The following is a 13,919-nucleotide window of genomic DNA, read 5'->3' on the forward strand; positions in this document are numbered from 1 at the left end:
TCGGGAAGCACAATGCAGCTGAAATCCGGTGGCCGTCTCGGTCACGCCCTCTCTTTCTTGCGCCATGATGGGCGCCATTTCGCCCAGTTCGTCTGGGGCCGTTTCCAGCAGGACAGGCTGACGGTTACCGCTGGCTATCTGGCCTATGTCACCCTGCTCTCCCTGGTGCCCATGATCGCCGTGGTGTTCGGCATGATGTCGGCCTTTCCGGTGTTCCAGAGCCTGAAGCAGGCGATGGAGCAGTTCGTCTATCACAACTTCGTACCCACCGCCGGCGAGATGCTCAAGGAGTACATCGACGGCTTCGTGGCCAACGCCACCAACACCACGGCGGTCGGCATCGGTGCCCTGATCGTGGTGGCGCTGATGCTGATCTCGGCCATCGACAAGAACCTCAACTACATCTGGCGCTCCACCCAAAGCAGGCCACTGGCCCAGGCATTCGCCATGTACTGGATGATCCTGACTCTGGGTCCGGTGCTTATCGGGGCCAGTATCGCCATCTCCTCCTATATCTTCTCGCTGCGGCTGTTCGGGGCCGAGAGCCTGTTCGGCATCGGCTATCTGTTGCTGCGCGGCCTGCCGTTCCTGTTCTCGGTACTGACCTTCCTGCTGGTCTATACCGTGGTGCCCAACTGCAAGGTGCGGCTGATGCACGCCTTCATCGGCGCCCTGGTGGCGGCCACCCTGTTCGAGCTGGCCAAGCGCGGTTTTGCCATCTATATCACCAACTTCCCCTCCTATCAGGCCATCTATGGCGCGCTGGCGACCATTCCCATTCTGTTTGTCTGGGTCTACCTGAGCTGGCTGGTGGTCTTGCTTGGCGCGGAAACCACCGCCTGCCTCGGTGAATATGAGCGACCGGGTGCCGATGAGTTGGCCTGACCCGGCCCCTTGCTGTTAGCATCGACGACCGCCCCCGTCAGCAGATGGGGGCGGTCGTTTCGTTTTGAGAGGAGAGGGATGTGATTGCACTGATTCAGCGGGTCAGCGAGGCCAGCGTAACGGTAGAGGGCGAGGTGACTGGGGCTATCGGTCAGGGTCTGCTGGTGCTGCTCGGGGTGGAGCAGGGGGATGACGAGGCCAAGGCCGACAAGTTGCTGCACAAGGTGAGCGGCTACCGCATCTTCTCCGATGAGAACGGCAAGATGAACCTCAACGTGAGCCAGGCCGGCGGCAGCCTGCTGGTGGTTTCCCAGTTCACCCTGGCGGCGGACACCAACAAGGGGATGAGGCCCAGCTTCTCCGGCGGCGCCCACCCGGTCGAGGCCGAGCGGCTGTACGACTACTTCGTGGCGCGAGCCGCCGCCAGCGGCATACCGACTGCCACCGGCCGCTTCGCCGCCGACATGAAGGTGGCGCTGGTCAACGATGGCCCGGTCACCTTCTGGCTACAGGTCTGACGCCAGCGGATCGCGCGGGCTGGTGTGCAGCAGTATGTTGCGCAGCCCAGGCACCGGGTAGGGGGTGGTGGGGCCGACCCACTGCTCCAGCAGCATCAGTACCCGGGTCAGCTCGAGGCGGGTGCGCGGCAGCAGGTTGATGATGAGCTCGCCATTGAGGCGGGGGGCCAGCGCCTGATAGATGCGCTCCTGGAACAGCAGCGGCGGATTGCCGTCCTGGCTGAACAGATCGAGCAGGATGAGGTCGTACTGCGCCTCGCTCTGCTCCAGAAAGGCGAGGGCATCGGCCTGGTGCAGGGTCGGTGTGCGCTGGCTGCCTTGTTCGGGCTGAAAGAACAGCTGATAGAGAGTGATCACCTCTTCATCGAGGTCGACGCACTCGTGGTGGGCATCGGGCCAGCGTCGGCGCAGATGGCGAGTGAGATCGCCTCCTCCCAGCCCCAGTTCGAGGATGCTGGCGGCCTGTTCGGGCAGCAGGCAGGCGATCACCTGTTGGTGCGGCAGGCAGAGGGTGGCGGGCTCGGCCAGGGACATGGCCGACTGCACCACGCCGTCGATCTCCAGCCAGCGGTGATTGGCATTTTCCTGCACGGTGAGCCGGCGCTGGGGCTTGGCGCTGAGGTGCAATAAGTGGTCGGCTTGGTACGCTTGCAGATTGAAGTCCATGAATTTGCACGGCAAGATGGTTTTCGACCAGTGTAACTCAAGGATGGAACTATGTACCGGGTGGTCACCCCCCCAGATGGCAGCCGAGCTGGATGCCCATTATCAATTGAGCTGGGAGGCATGGGTGTGCAAGCCCTTCACTCTGTCCGTCGGCGCCAACTCAAGGATCGCTTTATGTACCGGGTAGTCACCCCTCAAACCGAAGCCGAGCTGGATGCCCATTATCAATTGAGCTGGGAGGCATGGGTGCGCAAGCCCTTCACTCTGTCCGTCGGCGTCAACTCAAGGATCGCTTTATGTACCGGGTAGTCACTCCTCAAACCGACGCCGAACTGGATGCCTACTACCAGTTGCGCTGGGAACTGTTGCGTAAACCCTTCAATCTGCCTCTCGGTTCCGAGCGGGACGAATACGACACCGTCGCCATTCACCGGCTGATGCTGGCCCCCGACGGCACGCCCATCGCGGTGGGGCGGCTGTTTGTCGGCGGTGACGAGGCGCAGATCCGCTTCATGGCGCTGCGCCCCGAATTTCGCGGCCAGGGGCTGGGTGCCCGCATGGTGCAGGATCTCGAACAGCTGGCCTGCAGCGAGAAGGTGAAGCGACTGGTGATGAATGCCCGCCAGGAGGCGGTGGAGTTCTACCGCAAGTGCGGCTTTCTCGAGGTGGGGGAAGGCCCCGTCTCCTTCGGCCGCATCCCGCACCGCCAGATGATCAAGTCTCTGAGCCCGCTGCAGACCATCCAGTACCGCCCCGAGTGGTGCCAGGATCTCACCACCCGCTGGTCACAGGGCATTCCCATCAGCGAGAAGATGGGGGTGCACATCACCCACTACGACGGTCAGACCTTCCACCTCAAGGCCAATCTGGCGGCCAACCTCAACGTGCATGACACCATGTTCGCCGGCAGCATCTACAGCCAGTGCGTGCTGGCGGGCTGGGGCCTGATCTGGCTGCAACTCAAGGAGGCGGGGCTGGTGGGGGATACGGTGCTGGCGGAGGGCAATATCAAGTACTACCGGCCGGTCAAGGAGGAGCCGGAGGCGCGGGTGGCCCGCGAAGGCATGCCTGCCGTGCTCGAGCCGCTCAAGGCCGGTGAGTCCGCCAAGTTCAGCCTCAAGATCAAACTGTTCAGCGGCGACAAGCTGGCAGCCGAGTTCCTCGGTCACTACGTGGTGCAGCCGGTCAAGCGGCCGGGTCAGTAGCCCCGCGCGGGATCCCATCAAGCAACAAGGCCTTATCACGAGGCCTTGTTGCTTTCTATCGGCTAGCCGTTGGCGGCCTGTGCGGCCTGGGCCTTCGGCGCCGGTCGCCAGAGCGGGCTGCCGTTGCCCTGGGGCGGGTAGCGCACGCCGGTCTCCCAACCACAGCCGTTCGGCTTCTGCTGGAAGCCCCAGCTGAGGGTCGGCTCGGCGAGCGGCCCGCGCCACTGACCGAGCAGCTCGGCGCAGTGCTGGCCGTTGAGAACGCCCAGATCCAGCTGCCACTGCTCATTGACCAGATCGACGCTGCCCTGCAGCCCCAGCAGATGGGTGATGGTGGAAGCGCCGGCCTGCTCGATCTTCAGCTGGCCCTGGGCCACCTTGCCCTGCAGCTTGATGCGGTAGAAGGGGGTGTCGCCCTCCTGCATCGCCTGCCAGAGCTCGGCCGGGGTGAGGGTCGGCGCCGCCGCCTGCTTGAACCACTGATCCAGCAGCGGATCTATCTTCACCTTGTCCCAGAACGGTTCGGTGGCATCGAGGGCAAAATTCCCCTGCAGGGAGCTGCGCCAGGCGCCCGGGGTGCCGCCGTGCAGCGCCTGCAGATCGGCGCTCAGGTCCAGCTTGCCGGCGAAGGAAACGGGAGAGTGGAGGATCTTGCCCCACTGCACCAGATCCAGCTTCTCGCCCTTGAGCTGCAACCGGCTGGTCTGGCCCGGCTCGCGTCCCCACTGGCCGCTCAGGCTGAGGCTGCCCTCATCCGGCAGCGAGCTGGTGAGCTTGTTGAGCTGCCAGGAGCCGGTACTTAGCTCGCCATCCAGCTCGCCGTTGCGGGCGCTGAGGCCGTCCCACACCAGTTCGAACCAGGCACTCTCGAGGCGGGCCCGGCCCAGCAGCGGTCCCGGCTGGTTGTCGCGCAGGCTGAGATCGGTCAGATAGAGCTGCCAGCCGGTCAGTGACAGGGGCAGGGTATCGTCGAAGGAGAGCACCTTGAGCTTGTCGAAGGCCAGCTTGCGGATGTCGATCTGCTGCGGGCGCCAGCGCTGCCAATCCTGCCACCACCCTTCCGGCAGGCTGATGTCCATGCCGCTCAGCGCCATGTCCTTCAGGGTCAGCTTCTGCTGCAGGGGATCGAAGGAGAGCTCCAGATTGAACTCCCCTTCATAGGCCTTGCCCTGCAGCTCGGCATCCAGCTGCTGGGGCGAGAAGGCGACCTTGCCCTGAATTGCCTCCAGCTGGAACAGGCCACGGCCGAGATCGCCGAGGGTCCCCGAGAAGTAGCCGCTGGGCGTGCTGCCAGCCTGCCAGTTGAAGGCGGTCAGCTGGCCGCTGAGGTTGTTGAGGGCCAGCTCCTGCTCGATGTCGTTGAAGCTGAGATCCCGGATCTGGCCGAGATCCAGGCTGACCTGGCGCAGGGGGGATTCGGCTTTGGCGAGGGTGCCCCACTCGATGCGCATGCCCTGGGTCTTGAGGTTGTTCAGCCGCAGGCTGCGGGCGGGCCAGTCCAGCACCATGCCGGTTTCGAGCAGACCGTCGAACAGGTTGGCGGTCAGCTTGTCGGTGCTCAGCACCTGACCTTCCAGCCGGCCGGCCAGGTTGAGACGGGAGAGGGCCCAGGCCGGGGTCGCCAGTTCAGCGATGTTGAGGGTCAGATTGGCCTGGGGTGGGCGCACCGGGTTGAGTAGCTGCCAGTCGCTCAGGGTGGCGTTGAGGCCGCGCAGGGTTAGCCCGTCACTCTCCAGGCTGAGCCGGTCTATGGTGCTGTCGGCGATGGTGAGGGAGTGCACCGGCAGGCTCGGCAGCTGGTTGGGCAGCGGCAGCTTGATGGCCGGGCGAATGAGGTCGAGATGGGCGATGCGCACGTCCCGGTTCAGCCAGTCGATGCTCTCTATCTCGAGATAGATCTTGTCGAGGGTCACGGCGTTGCCGTAACTCACCTGCTCCGCCAGCAGGGTGTAGGGGTGGAGCGGGTTAAACACCAGTCGGCCTATGGTGACGGGTACGCCAGTCTGCTGGCTGAGCCAGCCGGCGATGGGCCCCTTGGCCCGCTCGGCGTCGAACAGGCCGAGCCCGACCCAGACAAACAGCAACAGGAAGGCAAGGGTGTAGAGCAGGCCGCGCAGCCAGGAATTCATAAGCGCTTTCCTCCTGTATTGGTTGGGTGATCAGGCGTTGGCAGCGTGATCCCGCAGGCCGAGCCAGCGTCGTATCAAGGGTTCGACATGGTCTGGGTGTCTATCCATCAGGCATGTGCCCATCTTCTGCCTCTGCCTCTGCCTCTGCCTCTGCCTTGGTCAGGCATTGGAGTAGTGATCCCGCAGGCCGAGCCAGCGGCGGATCAAGGGTTCGACATGATCTGGGTGGCGGTCCATCAAGAAGCGCGCCATTTTCTGCACCTGCGGGATGAGCGGTTGATCCCGCACCAGATCGGCGATCTTGAGGTCAGCCAGGCCGGTCTGGCGGGTGCCGAGCAGCTCGCCCGGGCCGCGCAGCTCCAGATCGCGCTGGGCGATGAGGAAGCCGTCGTTGGTCTCCCGCAGCACCCCGAGCCGGCTCTGGGCCGTCTTGGACAAGGGGGCATGATAGAGCAGCACGCAGTGGGAGGCCACCGAGCCGCGCCCGACCCGGCCGCGCAGCTGGTGCAGCTGCGCCAGCCCCAGTCGTTCCGGGTTTTCGATGATCATCAGGCTGGCGTTGGGCACGTCCACCCCCACCTCGATGACGGTGGTGGCGACCAGCAGTTGCAGTATGCCTGCCTTGAACTCCTCCATCACCCGCTGTTTTTCGACCGGCCGCATCCGGCCGTGCACCAGCCCGATGTGCAGGCCGGGCAGCCGATTTTGCAGCTCGGCGGCGGTGTCCTCGGCGGCCTGGCACTCCAGCACTTCCGACTCCTCGATCAGGGTGCAGACCCAGTAGGCCTGCTTGCCCTCCTCGCAGGCCAGTCTGACCCGTTCGATCACGTCCTGGCGGCGGCTGTCCGGCAGCGCCACCGTGGTGATGGGGGTTCGGCCCGGCGGCAGCTCGTCGATGATGGAGGTGTCGAGGTCGGCATAGGCGGTCATCGCCAGGGTGCGGGGGATGGGGGTGGCGGTCATGATGAGCTGGTGGGGATGTACCCCCTCCCGCTCTCCTTTTTCCCGCAGGGCGAGCCGCTGATGCACGCCGAATCTGTGCTGTTCATCGATGATGACCAGGGCGAGGCGCTGGAACACCACCTGCTCCTGGAAGATGGCGTGGGTGCCCACCACCATCTTGACGCTGCCGTCGGCGATGGCGGCCAGCGCCTCCTCCCGCGCCTTGCCCTTCTGCTTGCCAGCCAGCCAGCCCACCCCGATGCCGAGCGGTTCCAGCCACTTGGCGAAGTTGATGGCGTGCTGTTCGGCCAGCAGCTCGGTCGGCGCCATCAGCCCCACCTGACAGCCGTTGCCGATGGCCTGCAGGGCGGCCAGTGCCGCGACCAGCGTTTTACCTGAGCCCACGTCCCCCTGCACCAGCCGCATCATGGGGTGGCTCTGCTGCAGATCCTTGCCTATCTCGGCCACCACCCGGTTCTGGGCACCGGTGGGGGTGAAGGGCAGGGCGCCGAGCAGCTGTTCCACCAGCGCCGGGGCCGGCTTGAGGGCGCGGGCCAGCTGGGTCTGTGCCTGGGCCCGCACCTTCAAGACCGAGAGGTTGTGGGCCAGCAGCTCTTCCAGCACCAGCCGCTGCTGGGCCGGGTGCTGACCGCTCTCGAGCAGGGCCAGCGCCACCGAGGGGGGCGGACGGTGCAGCAGTTTCAGGGCCGCGGCCAGATCGATCTGCTGGGGATAGAGGCCGGCGGGCAGCAGCTCCTCCACGCCGTAGAGGTCGAGCTGGGCCAGTGCCTGATCGGTGAGGCTGCGCAGGGTGAGCTGGCGCAGTCCCTCGGTGGTCGGGTAGACGGGGGTGAGCGCCTCTTCGGTCTGGCCGGCCTGCTCCTCGCCGAGCAGCTTGTACTCGGGGTGGGCCATCTCCAGCCCGTACTTGCCGGGGCGCACCTCGCCGAAGCAGCGCATCAAGCGGCCCGGGCTCAGGCTGTTCTTCTGGGCGGCGGTGAAGTTGAAGAAGCGCAGGGTGAGGGTGCCGGTGCCGTCGCTGATTCGGCAGACCAGCATGCGGCGACGCCCCATCACCAGCTGAGTGTCCTGGATCTCCCCCTCGACGGCGCCGTGCAGGCCGGGCGGCAGATCGCCGATGGGCCACACCTGGGTGCGGTCCTCGTAGCGCAGGGGGAGGTGGAACAGCAGATCCTGCACCGTGGCCAGCCCCAGCCGCTCGAGCTTTTCCTGCATCTTGCTGCCGACGCCCTTGAGGCTGTCGAGGGAGATTTTATCCAATTTCATCAATTAGATGCCCGAAAACACTGTAAATATGTCCAGATGATAGGGTTTATTGCCGTCCCGACGCAAGCCGCGTCGCGCGGTTGGGGGTCGGCCAGCGGGATCGTAAGCCAGGAATGAAAAAGGCCTGCCGAGATGCGGCAGGCCCTTGTGAGGATACCCGAGGGCGCGATGCGCGCCGGTCAGATGATGCGCTTGAGCAGGATATGGGCCTTGACCCTGTGGATCCGGGCCAGCAGCTTGCGCACCTGATCCGGGTAGTCCTGGATCTGCTCGATCTGATCGAAGTGGCTGATGCGCTTGGTGTTGGTCAGGATGTTCTCGCGCTCGGCGTTGAACTGGGGCCGCAGCAGGTGGCGGCGATCGTAGACCAGCAGGCCGTTCTCCAGATCCAGCGCCCAGGCGCGGGGATTGAGGTTGTTACCGGTGAGCAGGGCCCACTCGTCATCCACGAAGATTCCCTTGAGGTGGTAGGAGTTGCGCTCGCAGCACCAGAGCATCAGGTTGAGACGGCCGGCATCGATGTGATGCTGGTTGCGCTCGGCGAACTTGCGCAGGTTGGTCTCGTACAGATAGGGCAGACCGCCGATGGTGGAGAATTTCTCCTCCGGCGGAATGAAAAAGTCGTTGGCGGTCTTGTCGCCCACCACGATCGTCACCTTGCAGCCGCGCTTGAGCAGGGCCTCGATATCCTTGTTCAACTCCTTGGGCGGGTTGAAGTAGGGGGTGCAGATGAAGATCTCCCGCTCGGTGGCCCGCACCAGGGTGCGGATCATCTTGTTGAGCTGGTTGCCGCGCTTGCCCAGGCCGCTCATCGGGGTGATGGCTACCTCCTGGCTGTTGACCGGCATGGTGTCGAAGCGGTACTGGCCGAGGCGCAGGTTGTGCTTGAAGCGGCGGATCGGCCCCTTCAGCTGCTTGGCGCTGGGAATGTCGGTGCGATCAAGTCGCTGTACCGCCTCGCTGCGCAGGAACAGGTCATCCACGTAGTTGACCATGCTGCGGGTCAGCTCCGGGCTGGTGATCTGGTGATAACGGTCGAAACGGTAGCGATCCTGCTGGTGCAGGTAGATGTCGTTGAGGCTGGCACCGGAGTAGAGCAGGGTGTCATCGAAGATGAATCCCTTGAGGTGCAGCACTCCGAGCAGTTCACGGCCTTTTACCGGCACGCCATAGATGGCGATCTGGTGCTCGTGGCGAGCGGCCATCTCCTGATACATCAGGTGGTTGCCACCTTGCTTGCCCTTGCCGATCAGGCCGCGCTGGGCACGGTGGAAGTCAACGAACACCTTGACGTCGAGGGCCGGGTTGCGCTGTTTGGCGGCATAGAGGGCGGCGAGGATCTCCCGTCCCGCCTCGTCATCCTGCAGATAGAGCGCCACCAGATAGATGCGGCGAGTCGCGCTGGCGATGAGCGAAAGGATCCGGCTCTTGAAGTCCTTGGCGCTGCTGAGCACTTCAAACTGGTCTGCGGCGACGGCGATCTGGGGCAGGCGCGCCAGCAGCTGTCGATAATGTGCCGATGAATGCATAGAGAAACCTGAAATCACTGCGTTAAGCGTTCCACTCGGAGCGATGGATAGGCGATTCTAGCAATCTCGCCCTGTTAGCCAAAGAAAGAATCGTCATAAAGATGAAAAAGGCCTCACATCGGAGGCCTTTTTCTGCACGGTCGCGATCAGAGGAAGCTGTAGATCAGCATGGCCATCACGCCGCCCGTGGTACCGATGATGGTTTCCATTACGGTCCAGGTTTGCAGGGTCTGCTTCTCGGTGAGACCGAGGTAGCGGTTGGCCAGCCAGAAGCCGGAGTCATTGACGTGGGAGAGCACTATGGCCCCGCCGCCGATGGCGATGGTGACCGCCGCCAGCTGGGCGCCGCTGAGACCGAGCGGCTCCAGCATCGGCAGCACCAGACCGCAGGCGGTCAGCATGGCCACGGTGGCGGAACCCTGAATGACTCGCACCGCGGCCGCCAGGATGAAGGCCAGCGCAACGATGGGCAGGCCGGAGTCCGCCAGCATGTTGCCGAGGGCGGCGCCCACACCGGAATCCACCAGCACCTGCTTGAACACGCCACCGGCACCGGTCACCAGGATGATGACGCCGGCCGGCTGGATGGCGCTGTTGCAGACGCTCATCACCTCGTCACGGGACATGCCGCGGCGGATCCCCAGCAGGTAGAAGGCGGCCAGGCAGGCGACCATGATGGCGGTGAAGGGGTGGCCGATGAACTCCAGCCAGCCGTGCAGGGGCGTACCGGCCTCGACGAAGCGGCCGACGATGGTCTTGAGACCGATCAGCAGCAGCGGCAGGCCGATGAGGCCCATGGCCAGCCCGAAGGAGGGCAGGTTCTGGCCGTCGTCATGGGCACTGCTCTGGGCGTCGGCCGGCAGCGGCACGTCGACCACCTTGCTGATCAGCTCGCCAAACAGCGGGCCGGCCAGGATCAGGGCCGGAACGGCGGCGATCAGGCCGAACAGGATCATGTAGCCGAAGTCGGCCCCCAGCTGGGATGCCACCAGAATGGGGCCCGGCGCCGGGATCAGGAAGGCCTGGCAGGTGGCGATACCCGCCAGCAGGGCGATGCCGATCTTCACCACGCTGCCGCCACCGCGGCGGACGATGGCGAAGGCGACGCCGATCAGTAGCACCACGGCCACGTCGAAGAAGAGCGGCAGTGCGCAGACGAAGCCGGTCAGCGCCATGGCCCAGTTGGCGCGCTTGACGCCGAACTTGCCGAGCAGGGTGTGGGCCACCCGGTCGAGGGCGCCGGTGACTTCCATCACCTTGCCGAACATGGCACCCAGTGCCACCACCACGGCGACGAAACCGAGGGTGCCGCCCATCCCTTTCTGGATGGTGGCGGCGATGTCGGCCGGGTTCATGCCGGCGGCGAGCCCCGCCACCATGGAGACCAGGATGAGGGAGACGACCGCGTGCAGGCGGGCCTTCATCACCAGAAAGAGCAGCAGCACGATGGAGCCGGCGGCCGTCATGATCAGGGAGAGGTCAGACATTGTTGTGCATTCCTTGTTCCAAGTTCAGTATCGACACCCTGCCGATCCGTCGGCAGACCATATCTTTATGATTTATTTAGATTTATGGCCAGGGCTCAAACTCGCTTGCCCAGGTGACTATGAGTGCGCTCAGTCTGTGGCAGACTTCACAATTTTTGTTGTTACCGGTAACATGTTACCGGTAACGTGCTAAGTTAGAACCCATCGGCAGCACGTTTTTTGAAAAATGAGATAGAGGTCAAACAATGGCGGGTAAGAGCATTATCGTGATGGGTGTGTGTGGTAGCGGCAAGTCCAGCGTGGGCCTCAAGGTGGCCAGCGTGCTGGGCGCCAAGTTCATCGACGGTGATGATCTGCACCCCAGGGCCAACATCCAGAAGATGGCCGGTGGCAACCCCCTCAACGACGAGGATCGCGCCCCCTGGCTGGAACGGATCCGCGACGCGGCCTACAGCCTGGAACAGAAGAACGAGGTGGGCGTCATCGTCTGCTCCGCCCTCAAGAAGCAGTATCGCGACCAGATCCGCGAGGGCAACGAGTCGGTCAGCTTCCTCTTCCTCGACGGCAGCCAGCCGCTGATCCTCGAGCGGATGCGGGCCCGCAAGGGCCACTTCATGCGCGAAAGCATGGTACAAAGTCAGTTCGATACCCTGGAGCGCCCGGACGGCGAAGCCGGTGTATTCCACATCGATATCGACGGCACCTTCGAACAGGTGGTTGATCGCGCCGTCACCGCATTGGAGCAAGCCCAATGATCCATCAGGTTATTTCCAGCGTCACTGCCCGCATTCGCGAGCGCAGTGCCGCCCGTCGCCAGGCCTTCCTGGCCCGCATCCAGCGTCAGGCCGATCAGGGCAAGACCCGCGCCGCGCTGGCCTGCGGCAACCTGGCCCACGCCGTGGCCGCCTCCAGCTGTGATGAGAAGGGGCGTATCCTCGACATGACCCGTGCCAACGTCGGCATCGTCAGCGCCTACAACGACATGCTGAGCGCCCATCAGCCCTATCAGGGCTACCCGGACATCATCAAGGCTGCGCTGGCCGAGCTCGGCCACAGCGCCCAGGTGGCCGGCGGCGTGCCCGCCATGTGCGACGGCGTGACCCAGGGCCAGCCGGGGATGGACATGTCCCTGTTTTCGCGCGATCTCATCGCCCAGGCGACCGCGCTGTCGCTCTCCCACAACACCTTCGATGCCACCCTGCTGCTCGGCATCTGCGACAAGATAGCGCCGGGCCAGATCATGGGGGCGCTCTCCCACGCTCATCTGCCCACCGCCTTCGTGCCGGCCGGCCCGATGGCGAGTGGCATCAGCAACGACGAGAAGGTGAAGGTGCGCCAGCAGTATGCCGCCGGCGAAGTGGGTCGCGATGCCCTGCTCAAGATGGAGTGCGGCGCCTACCATGCGGCGGGCACCTGCACCTTCTACGGCACCGCCAACACCAACCAGCTGGTGTTCGAGGCCATGGGCCTGATGCTGCCGGGCTCTGCCTTCGTGCACCCGCACAGCGAGCTGCGCCACGCCCTCACCGAGGAGGCGGCCCGCCGCATCAGCGCCATGATCCCGGGTTCCCCAGCCTATCGCCCCCTGAGTGCGGTGATCGACGAGCGCTCCCTGGTCAACGGGCTGGTGGCCCTGCTTGCCTCCGGCGGCAGCACCAACCACAGCATCCATATGGTGGCGCTGGCCCGCGCCGCCGGTCTGGTGCTGACCTGGGATGACATCAGCGATCTCTCCGACGTGGTGCCGCTGTTGGTACGCATGTACCCGAACGGCCCGGCCGACGTGAACGCCTTCGAGCAGGCGGGTGGCGTGCCCGGCCTGATGCGCCGGCTGGCGCAAGAGGGGCTGATCCACCTGGATGCCACCCCGGTCTTCGGCGAGATGCAGGATTACCTCAGCCGTCCGGCACTGGTGGATGGCAAGCTGGTATGGCAGCCGGTGGGCGAGAGCGGCGATGCGAGTGTATTGTCGCCTTCCGGTAGCCGGTTCCAGGCCACCGGCGGCACCAAGCTGCTCTCCGGCAATCTGGGCCGCGCCGTGGTCAAGGTCTCTGCCGTGGCCCCCGAGTATCGGGTGATTGAAGCTCCGGCCCGGGTCTTCTCCTCCCAGCATGCGGTGGAAGCGGCCTACAAGGCGGGGGATCTCAATCAGGACGCTGTCATCGTGGTGCGTCACAATGGCCCTGCCGCCAACGGCATGCCGGAGCTGCACAAGCTGATGCCGGTGCTCGGCAACCTGCAGAAGGCGGGTCACAAGGTGGCGCTGGTCACCGACGGTCGCCTCTCCGGCGCCTCCGGCAAGATCCCGGCCGCCATCCACGTCACCCCGGAAGCGCTGCACGGCGGGGCCATCGGCCTGCTTGCCGATGGCGACTTGCTGCGGGTGGATGCGGTAACCGGCAGCCTCGACTGCCTGACCGATTTGAGCGGCCGTACCCAGGCCGAGATCGACCTCACCCTGGAACAAGAGGGGTGGGGCCGTGAACTGTTCAGCGTGATGCGTCGCGCGGTATCGAGCGCCGAGTGTGGCGCCACCATCTTTGATTAAGAGCTGACTAAGGAAGAGCTATGCAGAACTGGAAAGTGACCCCGGCCGAAGTGTTTGCCGCCTCCCCGCTGGTACCCGTGATGGTCATCAATGAGCTGGATCAGGTCCTGCCGATGGCCAAGGCGCTGCTGGCCGGCGGCATCTCGGTGTTCGAAATCACCCTGCGCACCCCGGTGGCACTCGATGCGATCGCCCTCATCGCCAAGGCGATGCCGGAGGCCATGGTCGGTGCCGGTACCGTGCTCAACTGCGCGCAGTTTGACGCCGCCGTGGCCGCTGGTGCCCGCTTCGTCATCTCCCCGGGGATGACCCCGGCCCTGCTGGCCCACGCGGCCAACAGCACGGCACCGCTGATCCCGGGCGTGGCCACCCCGTCCGAGGTGATGCAGGCGCTGGAAGCGGGCTACGACCACCTCAAATTCTTCCCGGCCGAGGCGAATGGCGGCACCAAGGCGCTGGCCGCCATCGCGGCGCCGCTGCCCCAGGTGAAGTTCTGCCCCACCGGCGGTATCGGCCCGAAAAACGTGGCCGATTACCTGGCGCTCAAGTGCGTCGCCACCGTCGGCGGCTCCTGGATGCTGCCGGCAGAGGCCGTCAAGAACGGTAACTGGGAAGAGGTGACCCGCCTCTCCCGCGAAGCCGTCGCCCTGGTCGCATCCTGATTTGACGCCGGCGTGAGCCGGACCTTCCGTTTGCCAAGCAAGCAGGCCACCCTCGGGTGGC

The 13,919-nt window shown here is 64.8% G+C and carries 11 protein-coding genes; 6 read left to right on the forward strand and 5 right to left on the reverse strand.

All coding sequences use genetic code 11. From position 1 onward, the window contains the following. Positions 1-12: 12 nt before the first annotated feature. Together G5134_RS14765 and dtd are read left to right on the forward strand one after the other, a co-directional pair. Positions 13-885 carry a virulence factor BrkB family protein gene (locus G5134_RS14765; protein ID WP_010635440.1) on the forward strand — a complete coding sequence of 291 codons (873 nt, stop codon included), beginning with the start codon at positions 13-15 and terminating at the stop codon, positions 883-885. An 80-nt stretch (positions 886-965) separates the two neighbouring features. Further along, on the forward strand, positions 966-1,403 hold the full coding sequence (gene dtd / locus G5134_RS14770) for a D-aminoacyl-tRNA deacylase (protein ID WP_005307813.1): 438 nt from the start codon (positions 966-968) through the stop codon (positions 1,401-1,403). Here the strand turns inward: dtd and G5134_RS14775 are convergent. Continuing rightward, positions 1,392-2,069, reverse strand: coding sequence for a spermidine synthase (locus G5134_RS14775; RefSeq protein WP_065017237.1), 678 nt, complete (start codon positions 2,067-2,069; stop codon positions 1,392-1,394). The genes dtd and G5134_RS14775 overlap by 12 nt on opposite strands. Before the next feature lie 296 nt (positions 2,070-2,365). Between G5134_RS14775 and G5134_RS14780 the strand changes: the two genes are divergently transcribed. Continuing rightward, positions 2,366-3,274: a bifunctional GNAT family N-acetyltransferase/hotdog fold thioesterase gene (locus G5134_RS14780; RefSeq protein WP_005307835.1), complete on the forward strand. Its 909-nt coding sequence runs from the start codon at positions 2,366-2,368 to the stop codon at positions 3,272-3,274. A gap of 62 nt (positions 3,275-3,336) precedes the next feature. On the opposite strand, the gene G5134_RS14785 is transcribed toward G5134_RS14780, so the two are convergent. The 4 genes from G5134_RS14785 to gntU all read right to left on the reverse strand — a co-directional run bounded on the left by G5134_RS14785 (position 3,337) and on the right by gntU (position 10,648). Then, entirely contained in the window at positions 3,337-5,403 is a 2,067-nt protein-coding gene (locus tag G5134_RS14785; protein WP_065017235.1) for an AsmA-like C-terminal region-containing protein, read from the reverse strand. A 159-nt stretch (positions 5,404-5,562) separates the two neighbouring features. Beyond that, positions 5,563-7,632, reverse strand: coding sequence for an ATP-dependent DNA helicase RecG (gene recG / locus G5134_RS14790; RefSeq protein ID WP_065017236.1), 2,070 nt, complete (start codon positions 7,630-7,632; stop codon positions 5,563-5,565). A gap of 179 nt (positions 7,633-7,811) precedes the next feature. Further along, positions 7,812-9,161 carry a CDP-diacylglycerol--serine O-phosphatidyltransferase gene (gene pssA, locus G5134_RS14795; RefSeq protein ID WP_005307852.1) on the reverse strand — a complete coding sequence of 450 codons (1,350 nt, stop codon included), beginning with the start codon at positions 9,159-9,161 and terminating at the stop codon, positions 7,812-7,814. A 146-nt stretch (positions 9,162-9,307) separates the two neighbouring features. Beyond that, positions 9,308-10,648 (reverse strand): gluconate transporter, encoded by a 1,341-nt coding sequence (gene gntU / locus G5134_RS14800; RefSeq protein WP_019840070.1) that lies wholly within the window; start codon positions 10,646-10,648, stop codon positions 9,308-9,310. 245 nt (positions 10,649-10,893) lie between these two features. On the opposite strand from gntU, the gene G5134_RS14805 reads away from it, so the two are divergent. The 3 genes from G5134_RS14805 to G5134_RS14815 are packed head-to-tail and all read left to right on the forward strand — an operon-like array spanning position 10,894 to position 13,858. Further along, the gene (locus G5134_RS14805) at positions 10,894-11,403 is read left to right on the forward strand and encodes a gluconokinase (protein WP_005307862.1); all 510 of its coding nucleotides are present in this window, start codon (positions 10,894-10,896) and stop codon (positions 11,401-11,403) included. After that, positions 11,400-13,196, forward strand: coding sequence for a phosphogluconate dehydratase (edd, locus tag G5134_RS14810; protein ID WP_024941538.1), 1,797 nt, complete (start codon positions 11,400-11,402; stop codon positions 13,194-13,196). Before G5134_RS14805 ends, edd begins: the two co-directional genes overlap by 4 nt. 20 nt (positions 13,197-13,216) lie before the next feature. Continuing rightward, entirely contained in the window at positions 13,217-13,858 is a 642-nt protein-coding gene (locus tag G5134_RS14815) for a bifunctional 4-hydroxy-2-oxoglutarate aldolase/2-dehydro-3-deoxy-phosphogluconate aldolase (RefSeq protein ID WP_024941539.1), read from the forward strand. Positions 13,859-13,919 lie beyond the last annotated feature (61 nt).

Source organism: Aeromonas sp. 600276, assembly GCF_049175815.1.
In the GTDB taxonomy this organism is placed as follows: domain Bacteria; phylum Pseudomonadota; class Gammaproteobacteria; order Enterobacterales; family Aeromonadaceae; genus Aeromonas; species Aeromonas dhakensis.

Bases quoted from the DNA above. Each gene is read 5' to 3' on its own strand.
- G5134_RS14765 (WP_010635440.1), top strand. From the start codon at position 13: ATGCAGCTGAAATCCGGTGGCCGTCTCGGTCACGCCCTCTCTTTCTTG.
- G5134_RS14775 (WP_065017237.1), bottom strand. From the start codon at position 2,069: ATGGACTTCAATCTGCAAGCGTACCAAGCCGACCACTTATTGCACCTC.
- G5134_RS14780 (WP_005307835.1), top strand. From the start codon at position 2,366: ATGTACCGGGTAGTCACTCCTCAAACCGACGCCGAACTGGATGCCTAC.
- G5134_RS14785 (WP_065017235.1), bottom strand. From the start codon at position 5,403: ATGAATTCCTGGCTGCGCGGCCTGCTCTACACCCTTGCCTTCCTGTTG.
- recG (WP_065017236.1), bottom strand. From the start codon at position 7,632: ATGAAATTGGATAAAATCTCCCTCGACAGCCTCAAGGGCGTCGGCAGC.
- pssA (WP_005307852.1), bottom strand. From the start codon at position 9,161: ATGCATTCATCGGCACATTATCGACAGCTGCTGGCGCGCCTGCCCCAG.
- gntU (WP_019840070.1), bottom strand. From the start codon at position 10,648: ATGTCTGACCTCTCCCTGATCATGACGGCCGCCGGCTCCATCGTGCTG.
- G5134_RS14805 (WP_005307862.1), top strand. From the start codon at position 10,894: ATGGCGGGTAAGAGCATTATCGTGATGGGTGTGTGTGGTAGCGGCAAG.
- edd (WP_024941538.1), top strand. From the start codon at position 11,400: ATGATCCATCAGGTTATTTCCAGCGTCACTGCCCGCATTCGCGAGCGC.
- G5134_RS14815 (WP_024941539.1), top strand. From the start codon at position 13,217: ATGCAGAACTGGAAAGTGACCCCGGCCGAAGTGTTTGCCGCCTCCCCG.